This is a genomic window from Chryseobacterium sp. OV279, from assembly GCF_900128945.1.
Lineage (GTDB): Bacteria > Bacteroidota > Bacteroidia > Flavobacteriales > Weeksellaceae > Chryseobacterium.
Map to the genome: position 1 here is coordinate 657,877 of NZ_FQUD01000003.1, position 15,165 is coordinate 673,041.

At 39.1% G+C, this 15,165-nt stretch carries 17 protein-coding genes; 13 read left to right on the forward strand and 4 right to left on the reverse strand.

The annotated features are described in order from the left end of the window. Window positions 1-1,185 carry a PepSY-associated TM helix domain-containing protein gene (locus tag BUA72_RS15375; RefSeq protein ID WP_072923726.1) on the forward strand — a complete coding sequence of 395 codons (1,185 nt, stop codon included), beginning with the start codon at window positions 1-3 and terminating at the stop codon, window positions 1,183-1,185. A gap of 158 nt (window positions 1,186-1,343) precedes the next feature. On the opposite strand, the gene BUA72_RS15380 is transcribed toward BUA72_RS15375, so the two are convergent. Further along, window positions 1,344-2,825 (reverse strand): aminotransferase-like domain-containing protein, encoded by a 1,482-nt coding sequence (locus BUA72_RS15380; protein WP_072923727.1) that lies wholly within the window; start codon window positions 2,823-2,825, stop codon window positions 1,344-1,346. Window positions 2,826-2,890: 65 nt separating this feature from the next. Between BUA72_RS15380 and BUA72_RS15385 the strand changes: the two genes are divergently transcribed. From BUA72_RS15385 to bioA, 5 genes are all read left to right on the forward strand, one after another. Then, the gene (locus BUA72_RS15385; RefSeq protein WP_072923729.1) at window positions 2,891-3,514 is read left to right on the forward strand and encodes a hypothetical protein; all 624 of its coding nucleotides are present in this window, start codon (window positions 2,891-2,893) and stop codon (window positions 3,512-3,514) included. Continuing rightward, a complete protein-coding gene (locus BUA72_RS15390) occupies window positions 3,507-4,607 on the forward strand; it encodes an aminotransferase class I/II-fold pyridoxal phosphate-dependent enzyme (protein WP_072923731.1) in 1,101 nt (366 codons plus the stop codon). Before BUA72_RS15385 ends, BUA72_RS15390 begins: the two co-directional genes overlap by 8 nt. A 57-nt stretch (window positions 4,608-4,664) precedes the next feature. After that, a complete protein-coding gene (bioD, locus tag BUA72_RS15395; protein ID WP_072923732.1) occupies window positions 4,665-5,279 on the forward strand; it encodes a dethiobiotin synthase in 615 nt (204 codons plus the stop codon). 2 nt (window positions 5,280-5,281) lie between these two features. Next, entirely contained in the window at window positions 5,282-6,268 is a 987-nt protein-coding gene (gene bioB / locus BUA72_RS15400) for a biotin synthase BioB (protein WP_072923734.1), read from the forward strand. A gap of 104 nt (window positions 6,269-6,372) precedes the next feature. Beyond that, window positions 6,373-7,695, forward strand: coding sequence for an adenosylmethionine--8-amino-7-oxononanoate transaminase (gene bioA, locus BUA72_RS15405; RefSeq protein WP_072923735.1), 1,323 nt, complete (start codon window positions 6,373-6,375; stop codon window positions 7,693-7,695). Here bioA and BUA72_RS15410 read toward each other — a convergent pair. Continuing rightward, window positions 7,649-7,966, reverse strand: coding sequence for a winged helix-turn-helix transcriptional regulator (locus BUA72_RS15410; protein ID WP_072923737.1), 318 nt, complete (start codon window positions 7,964-7,966; stop codon window positions 7,649-7,651). The two genes, bioA and BUA72_RS15410, sit on opposite strands and share 47 nt — an antisense overlap. Window positions 7,967-8,056: 90 nt before the next feature. On the opposite strand from BUA72_RS15410, the gene BUA72_RS15415 reads away from it, so the two are divergent. The 4 genes from BUA72_RS15415 to BUA72_RS15430 all read left to right on the forward strand — a co-directional run bounded on the left by BUA72_RS15415 (window position 8,057) and on the right by BUA72_RS15430 (window position 11,104). Further along, complete coding sequence (locus BUA72_RS15415) at window positions 8,057-8,821, forward strand: MBL fold metallo-hydrolase (protein ID WP_072923739.1); 765 nt, start codon at window positions 8,057-8,059, stop codon at window positions 8,819-8,821. A gap of 64 nt (window positions 8,822-8,885) precedes the next feature. Continuing rightward, window positions 8,886-9,416, forward strand: a complete 531-nt coding sequence (locus BUA72_RS15420) for a GNAT family N-acetyltransferase (RefSeq protein WP_072923741.1) — start codon at window positions 8,886-8,888, stop codon at window positions 9,414-9,416. 79 nt (window positions 9,417-9,495) lie between these two features. Continuing rightward, on the forward strand, window positions 9,496-10,203 hold the full coding sequence (locus BUA72_RS15425) for a DUF421 domain-containing protein (RefSeq protein ID WP_228407890.1): 708 nt from the start codon (window positions 9,496-9,498) through the stop codon (window positions 10,201-10,203). Between the two features lie 79 nt (window positions 10,204-10,282). Beyond that, window positions 10,283-11,104, forward strand: a complete 822-nt coding sequence (locus BUA72_RS15430; protein ID WP_072923742.1) for a helix-turn-helix domain-containing protein — start codon at window positions 10,283-10,285, stop codon at window positions 11,102-11,104. Window positions 11,105-11,115: 11 nt separating this feature from the next. On the opposite strand, the gene BUA72_RS15435 is transcribed toward BUA72_RS15430, so the two are convergent. Continuing rightward, entirely contained in the window at window positions 11,116-11,520 is a 405-nt protein-coding gene (locus BUA72_RS15435) for a winged helix-turn-helix transcriptional regulator (RefSeq protein WP_072923744.1), read from the reverse strand. Window positions 11,521-11,645: 125 nt separating this feature from the next. On the opposite strand from BUA72_RS15435, the gene BUA72_RS15440 reads away from it, so the two are divergent. The 3 genes from BUA72_RS15440 to BUA72_RS15450 all read left to right on the forward strand — a co-directional run bounded on the left by BUA72_RS15440 (window position 11,646) and on the right by BUA72_RS15450 (window position 13,886). Continuing rightward, the gene (locus BUA72_RS15440; RefSeq protein WP_072923745.1) at window positions 11,646-12,083 is read left to right on the forward strand and encodes a nuclear transport factor 2 family protein; all 438 of its coding nucleotides are present in this window, start codon (window positions 11,646-11,648) and stop codon (window positions 12,081-12,083) included. Between the two features lie 160 nt (window positions 12,084-12,243). Then, a complete protein-coding gene (locus BUA72_RS15445; RefSeq protein WP_072924136.1) occupies window positions 12,244-12,810 on the forward strand; it encodes a DapH/DapD/GlmU-related protein in 567 nt (188 codons plus the stop codon). Further along, a complete protein-coding gene (locus BUA72_RS15450; protein WP_228407892.1) occupies window positions 12,807-13,886 on the forward strand; it encodes an alpha/beta hydrolase in 1,080 nt (359 codons plus the stop codon). The genes BUA72_RS15445 and BUA72_RS15450 overlap by 4 nt, the downstream gene beginning before the upstream one ends. A 58-nt stretch (window positions 13,887-13,944) precedes the next feature. Here the strand turns inward: BUA72_RS15450 and BUA72_RS15455 are convergent, their stop codons facing one another. After that, a complete protein-coding gene (locus tag BUA72_RS15455; RefSeq protein ID WP_228407893.1) occupies window positions 13,945-15,150 on the reverse strand; it encodes a CynX/NimT family MFS transporter in 1,206 nt (401 codons plus the stop codon). Between the last annotated feature and the right edge of the window lie 15 nt (window positions 15,151-15,165).

A 15,165-nucleotide genomic window follows, 5' to 3' on the forward strand; every position in this document is an offset into this window, starting at 1 on the left:
ATGAATTCTATACTCAGAAAGACAGCATATCAATTACATCTATGGCTCGGACTCACGTCCGGGCTTATAGTTGTCATAATGGCGGTGACAGGATGTATTCTCGCTTTTGAAAAAGAACTGAAACATGCCATACACCCGGAGAAATATTTCGTCAAAACGATAAAAAAAGAAAAGTTACAATTTTCCGATCTTAAGCTAAAAGCTGAGCAGGCACTTCCGGACAGTTTAAAGGTAAGCAGGGTAGAAATATCCTCAGATCCATCCAGAAGCTATGCGTTCCGGTCTTTGAAAATGGATAAAGAGGCTTTGACGTATTGGGGTTCTTATATTCACTATTACAGAGTGTATGTAGATCCTTATACTGGACAGGTTCTTGAAGTGGAAAATGCCAAAAATGATTTTTTTGAAATCGTCATGGATCTTCACCGACGGCTTTTATTAGGGGAGAAAATTGGTAAAACCATTACCGGATATTCTACACTGATATTGGCGATCATGCTTTTTTCAGGATTGGTGATCTGGTTTCCCCGTAAAATGAATAAAAAGGCGGTCAAAGGAATGTTTACGATCAAAACATCAGCCAAATGGAAAAGGGTTAATTATGATATGCACAATGTCCTGGGATTTTATGCAGTCATTCCTTTATGCCTTATTTCATACGCTGCTTTGATATGGAATTTTGAAGATGTTGATCAATGGGTCAAAAAAACACTGAACGGAAAAACGAAAACCGAACAGAAGGCTAAAAGTACCATTCCTGCCGAAGAATCTTCAGACAAGAAAAACATCTTGAATATGGTTGGAAACAGGGTAGAACAGAGCCTCGCAGATAAGAAATCTGCACTCATCAGCTTTCCGAAGACAGAAGAAGGAACTTATTATGCTGAGGTAACGTATGGAAATAAGCAGTACCAGAATGAGCAGTTTAGTTTTGATCAATACTCAGGAAAAATCTTAAAACATCAATCCTACAAAGACAAAAGCATTGGCAATGGAACTGCGTTAAGAGAAAGAAATTATGACCTTCATACAGGAAGTATCTTTGGAATGACAGGCAGGATTTTATATCTTTTTGCAGGTTTGATTGCCGCTTCACTTCCTATCACAGGGTTCATTATTTATATCAACAGAAAAAAGAAGAAACCAAAGAAAAAGAAAGTTAAGGTATTAGTCCCTACAAATTAAAAAAACAAAAAAAATAGATAAGTGTAACCTAACCGTTGCACTTTTTTTCATCTAAGATCTTCCAGAATTCACAAAATCATAAACCCAAAAAAGGCAAACATCTGTGAAAATCTGTGTCATCTGTGGTTAATTCAAAAAAAAACAAATCATTTTTACAATCATTTTCTCGCATGATCAGAAAGAATCTCAATACTCTTCTCCATTTCCTCAAAGTTAAGATTTCCAAATCCCAGCCTCATTGCGGTAAGATCTTTTGTCTGGTAAAGCAGTGTTTTAGGGATAAACAGATTATTTTGTGCACAATTCCGGCTTAGCTGCATCAGATTGACAGGAACTTTCCATTCCAGCCAGAAAGCAAGACCTCCCGAAGGTTTTTGAAACTGAATAAATTCATCTAAATTTTCTTTAAGCAGTTGTGCAAAATGGTCACGTCTTTCCTGGTACACCTTTAAAGATTTTTTCAGATAACGATGTATTTCCCCTTCCTCAATCATTTCACCCAAAGCTCTTTCCATTAGAATATCACCCTGACGGTCTATGATTCCAAGGTATTTTCTCATCTCAACCATCAGATTTTCCGGAGCGACAATAAACCCGGTCCTGAATCCCGGAGCCAATGACTTTCCAAAAGATCCTATATAAATCACCATCCCTTTAGTATCTGCACTTGCTAATGGGAGAATGGGGCTTTTGTCATAATGAAACTCATAATCGTAATCATCTTCAAGGATGATAAAACCGTACTCGTGGGCAAGATCCAGCAATTCAAGCCTGCGCTGGGCACTTAAAGCAACGGTAGTCGGATAGTGGTGGTGCGGCGTGAGATAAAGCATCCGAATTTTCTGCTTTTTACAGGCTTCCCGGACATGTTCAACGATAATTCCTTCCTCATCTATCGGCAGAGAGAGAATATTCACACCTGCTTTCTGGAAAATCATATTGACGGAAAAATAGCTTAAAGCGCCTACTAATACAGTGTCTCCTGCAGAAAGGAGAATTTCGGAAACGATATAAATACTCATTTCCGTGCTTCGGGTAATGAGAAGATTGTTCTTTGAAATAGGTAAGCCTCGGGACAGATTAAGGTAATGAGATAAATGTTCTTTAAAAAACTCACTTCCGTCGTGATTGTAGTGTCCCAACATTTTCTGGTTGGATTTTCTTCTAAGAATAGAACTGTAAAACCTGGAATGCTGCCCGATCTGGGTCAGTCTGATATCCGGAACACCATCATTAAAAACATACTGGCAGTCTGAATGTTCAAATGGATTATCCAAAATATTGGAAGTTTTGAATGAAAAACCTGTCGTCTCAGGATAATTCTGAAGGTTATCCTTTTCAAAATCTTTAACCTTTACGGGCTTTTCCTGATTTTCTCCAATGATGAACGTTCCTTTATTCGGAAGGCTTTCTACCCAGCCCTGTGCCGATAATTCGTCATAAACAGCCACAGCAGTATTCCGGTGGATTTCCAGAACTTCACTGAAGGCTCTGGTTCCCGGAAGTTTGGTGCCATAGGGCAGAAAACCTCGCTGAATAGCATTGATCAATTGATTGGCGATCTGCATATAGATTGAAGTCTCTGAATTTCTGTCAATTTCTATAAAACTTTCGTAAGGAATCTTAACCGGACTATCCATAATCTTAAAACTGGCACCTTTTAACGGTCCGGCAATATACTAATTTTGGTTCAAAATAAAAATCTATGGAATTTCATCAACTGCTTGAAAAAATCGTCCAGGACGGCGGAACTCACGCCAAATGGCTGAACACCCTTTCGTTCATGGAAAATGCCGGTGCCAGAAAGATCTCCAAAAGTGAGCATCCGGTTTCTGTCACGCTGATCCAGCTGAAACACGCTGCTGAAGAGCATCGTCACGCTTATTATCTAAAAAAACAGATTTTAAAGATAGATCCCGAATTGTGTAAAACCTATGAAGCAAACGAACTTCTGGCTCCGGTCGCTACCCGACAGTATCTTCATTCGCTGGATGTAAAAGCCTGTAGATACCTTCAGACTGTATTTACCCTGAATAAAGAAGAATTGAAATATGTAGCTTACCTTTTTGTGACGTATGCTATTGAAGTCCGTGCCGATAAACTGTACCCGGTATATCAGGATATTCTGACCAGTGAATCTTCAAGAATTATGGTGAAATCTATTATTCTGGAAGAGGAAGGACATCTTGAGGAAATGATCAATCAGTTAAATGAATTTTCCGCTGACTGGCAGCAACATGCAGAAAAAATTCTTACTATAGAAAAAGAACTGCATGATCAGTGGATCAATGCCATCGCAGAGGAAGTTTCAGAGTTAGATTATGCTTAAAAAATTTCAGGAAGCGCTTGACAAAAGAAAAGAAGCGGGCATATTAAGAACTTTAAAACCAAAATCAGAAGGGATTGATTTTTATTCCAATGACTATCTTGGATTGGCCGGAAATAAAGAACTTCAGGCACAACTGCTTCAGAAGGTTCAGGAAAATCCGAAACTTCTTTTAGGAAGCTCCGGTTCAAGGTTGATCAGTGGAAACAGCAATATAACTGATGAAACAGAAGAGTACGTTGCTGAACAGCATCAATATCCTGCAGCTCTGCTTTTTTCTTCCGGTTACAATGCGAATCTGGCTTTATTTTCCACACTGCCTGACCGTCATGACACGATTATTGTTGATGAGCAGATCCACCGTTCTGTTCATGATGCGTGCAGGATGTCTCATGCCCGGAAATTAAAATTCCGTCACAATGATCTGCAAGATTTGGAAAGTATCCTGAAAAAGCAGACCGGACCCTGTTTTATTGCTATAGAAAGCCTTTATTCCATGGATGGAGATCTGACACCTATTCAGGAAATTGCAGCTTTAGCAAAAAGATATCATGCCGCACTGATTGTAGATGAAGCCCATGCTTTCGGAGTTTTCGGATATGGTTTGATTGAAAAATACCAATTGCAAAAGGATGTTTTTGCAGCTGTAGTAACCTATGGGAAAGCTTTAGGGGCACATGGCGCGGCTATTCTTTGTGATAAAACCGTAAAATCCTATTTAGTGAATTTTGCCTCTCCCTTCATCTATACTACAGCAGCTCAGGATTTTTTATGGATGGCTATTAAAACCGGATATGAATTTTTAAAACATAAACCGGAACTGCCAGAAAAGCTTCATCAAAACATTGAAATTTTCAGAAATCAAAATATAGAAACACCATCTTCGGAATTGAGTCCGATACAAGCTGTACTAATTCCTGATAACCATCAATTAAGAAGTCTGCAGAAAACATTATCTGACAGTAATTTCTTAACCTATGCCGTCTACAGTCCCACTGTAAAAGCAGGAACTGAAAGACTCAGAATATGCCTCCACAGCTTCAATACTGAAAAAGAAATTATAGAACTCACAGGACTCATCAAAGCATTCCTTTAAACAAAACAAAAATTAATATTTAAACCTAAATCCCGAATCACGCATCTCGAAACCCGCATGACCCAACTATTCATCACCGGCATAGGCACTGAAGTAGGAAAAACAATTTGCTCTGCCGTTCTAACACAATATTTTAAAGCCGATTACTGGAAACCCGTACAATCCGGAGATCTGGACTGTTCGGACAGTCATAAAATAGAATCATGGACAGAAAATACAGTCTGCCATCCGGAAACTTACCGTTTTAAGCTGGCTGCATCACCGCATCAGTCGGCACGGGAAGAAAATGTGCAGATTGATCTTGACCAGTTTCATCTGCCTGAAACACAGAACAGTTTTATTGTAGAAGGAGCCGGAGGGCTTATGGTCCCGCTTACAGATAATATTTTCATGATCGATCTTATAGAAAAACTGGATCTTCCGGTGGCATTGGTGGTGAGGAATTATTTAGGATGTATTAATCACACTTTGCTTTCCATCATGGCATTAGAACAGAAAAAACTCAAACTGGAATATCTGATCCTCAACGGAGTTTTCCCTCCGGATACCGAAAGAGTGATCTGCAACTTTATTAAAAGGGAAACCAGAATTATTCGTATTCCTGAAATTAACCAACCCACAAAAGATAGTATTAAAACTGCCGCAGAACAATTAACAAAAACAAAATTATGATAATGGACCAAAAAACAACCGTAAGAAACAACTGGACAAAAGAAGAAATAGAAGAAATTTACCACCAGCCTTTGCTGGAACTGATTTATAAGGCATCCACCGTTCACCGTGAATGGCATGATCCGACCGAAGTACAGATCTCCACCTTATTATCCATCAAAACAGGAGGATGTCCTGAAGACTGTTCCTACTGTGGTCAGGCGGCGCGTTACCATACCAATATTAAAGTGCAGGCATTGCTTCCGACAGAAACCGTTATTGCTCACGCTCAAAAAGCCAAAGACAGCGGTTCATCCCGTTTCTGTATGGCTGCAGCATGGCGTGAAGTCCGAAATAACCGAGATTTTGACCGGGTAATCGATATGGTAAAAGGAGTGAATGAGCTTGGACTTGAAGTGTGCTGTACTTTAGGAATGCTTACCGAAGAGCAGGCTATCCGTCTTCAGGAAGCAGGTTTGTACGCTTACAACCACAATCTGGATACTTCTGAGCAGTATTATGAAGAAATTATTTCAACCAGAACTTTTGATAACAGGATTAATACGATCAATAACGTAAGAAATGCAGGAATAACGGTATGTTCCGGAGGAATTATTGGACTTGGAGAAACGCATAGAGACCGGATTTCAATGCTTTTAACTTTAGCTACCATGCCAAAACACCCGGAATCAGTTCCCATCAATGCTTTAGCCAGAGTGGCAGGTACACCGCTTGAAGACAACGAGAAAGTAGACACCTGGGAAATGGTCAGAATGATCGCTACCGCAAGAATTGTTATGCCTGCATCCATGGTGAGATTAAGCGCAGGACGTATTGAAATGAATGAAACAGAACAAGCCTGGTGCTTTATGGCCGGAGCCAATTCCATATTTACGGGAGAAAGAGAAACCCTATTGGTAACGCCAAATCCGGGAGTTTCCGAAGATATGCAGATGCTGGAAAAACTGGGGCTGAAACCGATGAAGATGAAAGAAAAGAGTTGTTGTTAACGAGGTTCGGGATACGGGGTTTGGGTTTATACTGTAAATTAATGGTTGACCTGTAGAACTACCATCTTCTAACTTCTAATTTCTAACTTCTAATTCAAAAAAAAATGAATACAGTAATACAATCACTACAGTCAAGAGATAAAGCCGTCAACTGGCATCCTTACACGCAGATGAAAACAGCTGGTGATGCAGTGCCTATCGTAAATGGAAAAGGAGTTTATTTATATGATGAGAATGGGAAAAAGTATATTGATGCTGTTTCATCCTGGTGGGTAACATTGCACGGTCATGCTCATCCTTATATTGCAGAACGTGTTTTTCAGCAGCTGAATACTCTGGAACAGGTTATTTTTGCAGGTTTTACGCATGAACCGGCTGTTCAGTTGTCCGAAAATTTATTACAAATCCTTCCTGAAAATCAGAAAAAAGTTTTTTATTCTGATAATGGCTCAACGGCGGTGGAAGCGGCGCTGAAGATGTGTATTCAGTATGCCTATAACTCAGGGAAAGAAAAAACCAAGATTCTTGCTTTTAAAAATGCATATCACGGTGATACGTTCGGGGCGATGTCCGTAAGTGGAAGAAGTGTCTGGACAAAGCCTTTCGGAAGTATGCTGTTTGAGGTCGTATTTATTGATACACCCAACGCGGAAAACCTGGAAAGTTTGAAAATTCAGATTAGAGATCTGGCGGAAGAAACAGCCTGTTTTATCTATGAGCCATTGGTACAGGGTGCTGCAGGAATGCTGATGTACGAAGCCAAACACCTGGATGAACTGATGAAGTTTTGTAGAGCTGAAGAAATTCTGATGATTCAGGACGAAGTATTCACAGGTTTTGGAAGAACAGGAAAGCTCTTTGCCGCTAACCATCTGACGGAAATGCCAGATATTATGTGCTTTTCAAAAGGCCTTACCGGCGGAACGATGCCTATGGGAATTACGACGTGTTCACAGGAGATTTTCAATGCTTTTTTATCTGATGATAAGTATAAAACGTTGTTTCACGGGCATTCTTTTACGGCGAATCCTTTAGCATGTACGGCGGCACTGGCCAGCATGGAACTTTTATTACAGGAAGAAACGTTATCGGCCATTGACCGTATCAGCAGACAACATTCAGATTTTTCCAAAGTTCTCTCAAAGCATCCGGATGTTGAAAATGTACGACAGACCGGAACTATTCTGGCTTTTGAGTATAAAACTGATCAAAATACATCTTATTTTAATCAAATTGGAAAGGTTTTGTATGATGAATTTTTGAAACGTGGAATCATTATGCGTCCGCTGGGGAATGTCATGTATTTGGTTCCGCCGTATTGCATTACGTCAGAGGAACTGGATTTTATTTATCAGAATATACTGGAAGTGTTGGATACTTTTAAGAATCCAGATCCTTGCCCCACTGATGCAGCTGATCGAGAATAGGACCTAATTTCCGGGCTTTATCCGTCAATTTATAATATACTTCTGGAGGGAAATTGTAGACTTCAATCCGTTGAATCATATGATTTTCCTCCATTTGTTTCAGCTGTTCCGATAGCACTTTCTTTGAAACCCGGGGCATTTTACGCCACAATTCTACAAAACGAACCTGCTCTTCCTCAAAAAGATTCTGAAGGATTAATGGTTTCCATTTTCCGGAAAGAATATCCAGGCTTCGTCTGAGCCCGCAGTTTTTAAATTCTTCAAAATTCATAGATCCTTTTATATAAGTGGTGAACCTTTTGGTAACCGTCTATTATCCAGCCTTGATTTAACCTAGTTTTGCAGGACAAAATTAAACAAAATGAAACTGGAATTATGGCGCAATGCCACATTATTGATCCAAATCGGAGGAAAAAATATTTTAATTGATCCCATGCTTGGAGCAAAAAGTTCTCTGGGAAAATTGCCGATGACGGATAACGAATTATTGAATCCATTAGTTGATCTTCCATTCAGTGAAGAGGAATTGAAAGATAAGCTGTCAAAAATTGATGCTATAGCGGTAACTCACCTTCATCCCGATCACTGGGACGGAAAAGCGATTGAACTTTTAAACAAAGATATTCCCGTGATTTGTCCTGAAGTGATTGCAGAACAGATTGCGCAGTCAGGTTTTAAAAATATAATTTCCATTAAAGACAGCATCATCTGGGAAAATATCAATATTTCCATTACGCAGGGACAGCACGGAACCGGAGAAATAGGAGAGAAGATGGGAGAAGTCAATGGTTTTGTCTTTAAAGCGGAAGAAAAAACGCTTTACATCGTTGGCGACAGTATCTGGTATGAAGGAATTGCCACAGAAATTGATACACACAGACCTCATCATATTGTAGTTGCAGGCGGTGCAGCCACTTTTGTCATGGGAGATCCTATTATTATGACCAGCCGGGACATCATTAAACTGTGCGAATATATTCCGGAGGCGACCGTTTTGGTAACTCATCTTGAGGCGGTAAGTCACTGTAAAGAAGACCGGAAATTTATTCAGGATAAAATCATAGAAAGCGGATTGCAGGACCGATGTTTTGTTTTGCAGGATGGTGAAGAATATTCTTTTGAGTAATCTTACCAAATCCGAATTTAATGCCTGTAATATTCATAATTTAGCCTATTAAAATTTTGACAAAATGATTCTTGAAACAGAAAGACTGCTTCTCAGAGATCTTGATATGAATAATAAGGAAGCCATTTTCGGGTACCGTTCAGATGGGGAAACCAATCAATTTCAAAGCTGGATTCCCAAAACACTGGAAGAAGTGGAAGCATTCATCATCAGAAATTCCAAAGAATTCAATCTGCCTGAGACATGGTATCAGCTTTTGATTACAGATAAGCTGACGAAAGAAGTCATCGGTGATGTAGGCGTTCATTTTATAGACAGTGATCAGGTGGAATTTGGAATTACACTGAGCAAAAAGTATCATCACAAAGGATATGCTTCCGAAGCATTGAAAGGATTGATTAACCTCATGTTTAAAGATTTGAGGAAACACAGGATCATCACTTCCATTGATCCTGATAATACCAGTTCAATGCAGCTGATGGAACGTCTTGGTTTCAGAAAGGAAGGACACTTCATTAAAAGTCTGCACATCAACGGTGTTTGGGTAGATGATGTGATTTATGCGATTCTTGCTGAAGAATGGGTCAATAAATAAATGGTGGCTGAGACACTCGAAGCCACCTTGGCCAACGGCTATGGCTCATTTTTTGGATATCCTTTCTAAATTAATATCTATGCTAGCCTTATTTCTCTTAGAACTCAACTGGAAAGAATTGCTGATGGGACATGAAGAATGGTCTTTTCTTTTAGAGATTATTCTCCGGACGGCCATTATGTTTCTGGCTATTATCATCGGCTTAAGGGTTTTGGGTAAAAGAGGCGTGAAGCAGCTTTCTATTTTCGAACTGGTGGTGATCATCGGTTTGGGATCTGCAGCAGGCGACCCAATGTTTAACAAAGATGTCGGAATTGTCTCTTCAATCCTCGTTTTTATCGTTATTATTCTTTTATATACCATCATTACAATTTTTATCGCCAAGAGCAAAAGTTTTGAAAAACTGGTGGAAGGTACTTCTGCCTGCCTGATCCGCGATGGAGAATTTGCTATAGATAATTTCAAAAAAGAAAATCTGGGCAGCGATGAATTCTTTGCCGAGCTTAGATTAAAAGGCGTTTCACAACTCGGACAGATTGAAACGGCTATCGTAGAAAGTTCCGGAGAAATCAGCATATTTTTTTATGAAGATAAAGCCGTGAAATCCGGACTTCCAATCATGCCTGATTCATTGGAAAATCCATTGAAGATAATTCCTCACGAAGGCCATTATTCCTGTACATTCTGTGGACATACCGAATTTAAACCGGAAGGAACCGCTGGAAACTGTCCTAAATGCGAGAAAGATGAATGGGTAGAAGCAAGCAGTAAAAGGAGAGTGACATAAATAAGGATTTGAGCTTCTCAGCAAATCTTTATCACTACTTTATTACTAAATTTGTAAATTGAATCATAATGGATGCCAAATGGAACAGAAAGACGCATTGAGAACTTTGAACTACTCAGGTATATTTCTTTCCTGCTTTTCAGATTACAGTGAAAAATGCATCCACGCTACTCCTGAACACGTTCTGCTGTATCTGTATTCCGGAGAGCAGATCATAGAGGACAGAGGAGAAAAAATTGTTATCAAGGCAGGAGAGTGCGCCTTTATTCGACGCGATCATAGGCTCATCATGCATAAAAACAGCATAGGAGAAAATTTATATAAAGGGATCTCACTTACTTTTGGAAGATCTGTTCTTCGAGAGTTTTACGGCAGAATAAACAGGTCTGAAATACCAAACAAACCCTCAATTTCAGAAAAAAAAATATTTAAACTTGAAATCCGTCCGGATATTACCAGTTTATTTCAGTCTTTAACGCCTTATTTTGATGGCCAGATACAACCTACAGAAGGTGTTGCTCATCTGAAACTTCTTGAAGGAATTTATGCCATTCTCAATAGTTCTGAAGCATTATATCCTGTACTATTCGATTTTACAGAGCCCTGGAAAGTAGATATTCTTGGATTTCTTAACGAAAATTATAGGGATGATCTTACCATGGAACAGATTGCCTCCTATACGGGCAGAAGTCTCGCCACATTTAAACGGGATTTTAAGAAAATAAGTAATCTTACACCACAGAAATGGCTGATAAAAAAACGCCTCGAAGCCGCTTATTTTATGCTAAAAGAAGAAAATAAAAAAGTACAGGACGTTTATATAGAAGTGGGATTTAAAAATCCTTCTCATTTTTCTACAGCTTTTAAAAAAGAATACGGCTTTTCACCATCCGACATATAATTACCCAACTTTTATCTTTTACCGGAAGATTTTCCTCCGGCAGCCATCTCGCTTTTAATTTTCTGTCTGTGCTGCATTCCCCATCTGGTCATTGCTCCTACCAATTCTTCCAGGGTATGGCTGTAGGGAAGCAATTCATATTCAATACTCACAGGATAGCCAACAGAAACTTTCTTTATGATAAATCCGTTCAGTTCCAATTCTTTCAGTTCGCTGGAAAGTACCCTTGCAGATATTCCGTTTACCTGTCTTTGAATCTCTGTAAATCTTTTATTTCCTCTCGCCATAGCGATAATAATCATCAGTTTCCATTTCCCTCCAATGGCATAAAGCGCATCGGAAACGGCTGCTAAAACAGTGTTGCATTCTTCTGTAAATGCCCTGCTATCTACTTGATTTTCTTTCTCTTTTGCCATAACTAAGCTTTTTATTAGTCACTAACCTTTTGGTAACAACTAATAAATTGTAAGCAAATATACTATAGTTTTGTCACACCATAACAAGCCAATAAAAATTTTTAAACCTTATTAAAATTAAAAGTATGACAGTAGACATTTTAAAAACAAAAGAAGAGTTAAGAAACTTAATTGATGCGTATGCATCCTTAGGCGATGAAAAAAAGATTGCCGAACAAATGGAATTATTTACAGTGGATATTACTTATAAAGCCTATATGGGAGATTTTCTGGCAGGAAATACTGTGGGCAGAGAAAAGCTTGAAAATGAATTTAATGGCCATGCTTCACAGGTGAAAACCTACTTCACCCTGAACGGACAGCACACGGTGGAGATCGATGGAGATACAGCTACCGGAACTTCTTTTTCTCAGATCAAAATGATCCGGGATGCAGAAGGCAAGGATATCCTGACAGATTATAGTGTTAAATATGATGACAAATATGTATATCAGAATGGAAAATGGCTTATAAAAGATCGCATCGGTTATTTCATTATTGTTGAGACCAGACCCGTTTTGTAGTCAGGGAATGATCACCGGACGTCAATACCAGAGAGTTTAGTTTCATCTAAATAATTGATTTTTTCTTGCTTTTGAGCTTCTCAGAAAGGTTAATTGAGCCTCAAAAAGATGTCTTTGTGAGGTTTTTAATTTAATTTCGTTTTGTATTAAAAAGATGAAAATGCAAAATAAAAACATATTGGAAAGGCTGAAAAAAGGTGAAGCTATTCATCCCAATGATCCTGAATATGATAGGATTAATGAGATCGTAAACAGAACGATTGAACTGTCTCAGAAGCTTAATAATGCGACAGACATTCATCAGGTACGTGATTGTATTGGTGAAATTACAGGCGTTATCATCGATGAAAGCACCACGATATTTCCGCCGTTCTACACCAATTTCGGAAAATTCATTACCCTTGGGAAAAACATTTTTATCAATCATGCCTGTTCCTTTCTGGATATGGGCGGAATTACGATAGAAGATGATGTATTGATTGGCCCCAAAGTAAACCTGATTACAGAAAATCATCCCCTGGATCCCAAAAACAGAAGAGCACTCATTACCCAACCTATTCTGATAAAAAAAGGAGCATGGATTGGTGCGGGAGCTACCATCCTTCCAGGAGTAACTATTGGAAAAAATGCTGTAGTTGCAGCCGGGGCAGTCGTTTCAAAAGATGTTCCTGATGATATGGTAGTCGGGGGAGTTCCTGCTAAAATAATTAAATCAATTGATCAATGATGAAAAAATCAATATGGGCAGTAGTCCTATGTCTTCTGTTTTCAGGGAAAATAGCATCACAGAACGTAAAAAAGAATCATCCTGATTCCGTAAAAAATAAAATGGAAAAAATCACCGCCGACCAATACACTACTTTTAAAGTGGACAGCAGTACTACGATGTATAAAGTCACCTTTAAAAATCAGTACAATATGGAGGTTGCCGGACATCTCTTTATATCAGGTAATTTTAACCAAAATGAAAAATATCCGGCTATCATTGTAGGACATCCGATGGGTGCGGTAAAGGAGCAGAGTGCCGATTTGTACGCATCCAGAATGGCCGGGAAAGGTTTTGTGACCTTAGCGATTGATCTCTCCTTTTGGGGAGAAAGTGCAGGAGAACCAAGAAATGCTGTGGCTCCTGATATTTATGCAGAAGATTTCAGTGCTGCCGTTGATTTTCTGGGAACAAGATCATTCATTGACAGAAACAGAATAGGCATTCTCGGTATTTGCGGGAGTGGAAGTTTTGTGATCAGTGCGGCAAAAATTGACCCCAGAATGAAAGCGATAGCAACCGTGAGTATGTACGACATGGGTGCGGCCAACCGAAATGCACTGAATCATTCTCAAAGTATCGAACAGCGAAAGAAAATAATTGAGGAAGCTGCAGAACAGCGTTACGCAGAATTTACAGGTAGAAAAACAAGGTATACAAGCGGAACTGTTCACCAGCTGGACGAAAATACACCTCCTATACAGCGCGAGTTTTATGATTTTTACAGGACTTCGAGGGGAGAATATACTCCGAAAGGAAGCTCTCCGGAGTTCACTACCCATCCTACATTGAGCAGCAATACCAAATTCATGAATTTCTATCCTTTTAATGATATAGAAACCATTTCTCCCAGACCCATGCTGTTCGTTACGGGTGATCAGGCCCACTCAAAAGAATTCAGTGAAGCTGCTTATCAACTTGCTGCCGAACCGAAAGAGCTATTTTATGTTCCGAACGCCGGACATGTAGATCTGTATGATAAAACGCAACTGATTCCTTTTGAAAAACTGGAAACATTTTTTCATGAAAATCTTTAAATATTAATATTACTTTTCTCTGCATAAAAAAAGTCTCTTAATGAGACTTTTTTTATTTTTAATCTTCAACACATTGATTTCTTGCTGCCTTCATACCGAAATAGAACATAACAAGGACGGCAAAACTTAAAAAGTAAAAAGAACTTTTCCACGAAACATCCCAATCATGCAACTTTCCAAAGACCGGAGGCCCGAACGCGGCAATCAGATAGCCTATGGATTGTGCCATTCCCGATATTTTCACGGCATTGGCGCTGTTTTTTGTTCTTGTTGAAAAGAAAAGGATGGATAAGCTGAAAGACAAACCATTAGACAGACCAATAATAACTGCATTAGCATAAATCCATTGAGATTGGAGCCAGACGAACATCATTGTACTTCCGAACATTAAGGTGCAGATAAGGACGATCAGAATCCGCTGATCTTTCATTTTCCCTGCAATAATCGGGGCACAGAAGGTCACAGGAATCATAGTAATTTGGATAACGAATAAAACCCATCCGGTACTTTCGCCCTGCATATTGTAATCGGTAAGAAACGACGGCAACCAGGCCATCATACAGTAATAAAACAACGACTGAAGGCCCATAAAAATACTGATATTCCATGCCTGGGCGGATTTAAACATATTAAAGTCAGAAACAGTCAAAGCTGCTTTGGACTGACCCGGATTTTTTTTATTGAATATCAATTCCAGAATCAGAACAAACAATCCCAAACCTGCAATTACCAGCCAGATTCCTAATGAACCACGCCATCCGAATCCTGTCCATTCACCAATTTTCACACTAAAACCTGAAGCTAAAGCTGCGGTAAGATTCATGGATACAGCAAAAATTCCGGTCATCAGTCCGATCTGTTTGGGAAAATTATTTTTAATATACCCGGGAGTCACCACATTTCCGATACAAATTCCAAGTCCTATGAACACGGATCCTGCAAAAAGCATCCAGAGAGATCCTGTAATTCTTAGAAACAGTCCGAAACTCAAAATAATAAGAGAGTACATCAGAAATCTGCTGATACTGAATTTATGCGAAAATCTGCTGACTAAAACGGAACAGGTCGCAAACATAAATAAAGGGATAGAAGTAAGCAGACTGACCTGAAAACTATCCAGTTTCAAAGTATTCCGTATTTCAGACAGCACCGGAGAGACGGAAATAATAGGAGACCGCAGATTGCTGGATACCAGTATGACAACCAGCACATTGATCAGCATCAGAACGTAGGAAGCATTCTTTCTTGTTTCATTTTTCATCATACAATAAATATTTAT

Coding starts and splice junctions, on each gene's coding strand:
- BUA72_RS15415 (WP_072923739.1), top strand. CDS start 8,057: ATGAAACTGGAATTATGGCGCAATGCCACATTATTGATCCAAATCGGA.
- BUA72_RS15375 (WP_072923726.1), top strand. CDS start 1: ATGAATTCTATACTCAGAAAGACAGCATATCAATTACATCTATGGCTC.
- BUA72_RS15440 (WP_072923745.1), top strand. CDS start 11,646: ATGACAGTAGACATTTTAAAAACAAAAGAAGAGTTAAGAAACTTAATT.
- BUA72_RS15425 (WP_228407890.1), top strand. CDS start 9,496: ATGCTAGCCTTATTTCTCTTAGAACTCAACTGGAAAGAATTGCTGATG.
- bioD (WP_072923732.1), top strand. CDS start 4,665: ATGACCCAACTATTCATCACCGGCATAGGCACTGAAGTAGGAAAAACA.
- BUA72_RS15445 (WP_072924136.1), top strand. CDS start 12,244: ATGCAAAATAAAAACATATTGGAAAGGCTGAAAAAAGGTGAAGCTATT.
- BUA72_RS15390 (WP_072923731.1), top strand. CDS start 3,507: ATGCTTAAAAAATTTCAGGAAGCGCTTGACAAAAGAAAAGAAGCGGGC.
- bioB (WP_072923734.1), top strand. CDS start 5,282: ATGGACCAAAAAACAACCGTAAGAAACAACTGGACAAAAGAAGAAATA.
- BUA72_RS15455 (WP_228407893.1), bottom strand. CDS start 15,150: ATGATGAAAAATGAAACAAGAAAGAATGCTTCCTACGTTCTGATGCTG.
- bioA (WP_072923735.1), top strand. CDS start 6,373: ATGAATACAGTAATACAATCACTACAGTCAAGAGATAAAGCCGTCAAC.
- BUA72_RS15435 (WP_072923744.1), bottom strand. CDS start 11,520: ATGGCAAAAGAGAAAGAAAATCAAGTAGATAGCAGGGCATTTACAGAA.
- BUA72_RS15430 (WP_072923742.1), top strand. CDS start 10,283: ATGGAACAGAAAGACGCATTGAGAACTTTGAACTACTCAGGTATATTT.
- BUA72_RS15380 (WP_072923727.1), bottom strand. CDS start 2,825: ATGGATAGTCCGGTTAAGATTCCTTACGAAAGTTTTATAGAAATTGAC.
- BUA72_RS15385 (WP_072923729.1), top strand. CDS start 2,891: ATGGAATTTCATCAACTGCTTGAAAAAATCGTCCAGGACGGCGGAACT.
- BUA72_RS15420 (WP_072923741.1), top strand. CDS start 8,886: ATGATTCTTGAAACAGAAAGACTGCTTCTCAGAGATCTTGATATGAAT.
- BUA72_RS15410 (WP_072923737.1), bottom strand. CDS start 7,966: ATGAATTTTGAAGAATTTAAAAACTGCGGGCTCAGACGAAGCCTGGAT.
- BUA72_RS15450 (WP_228407892.1), top strand. CDS start 12,807: ATGATGAAAAAATCAATATGGGCAGTAGTCCTATGTCTTCTGTTTTCA.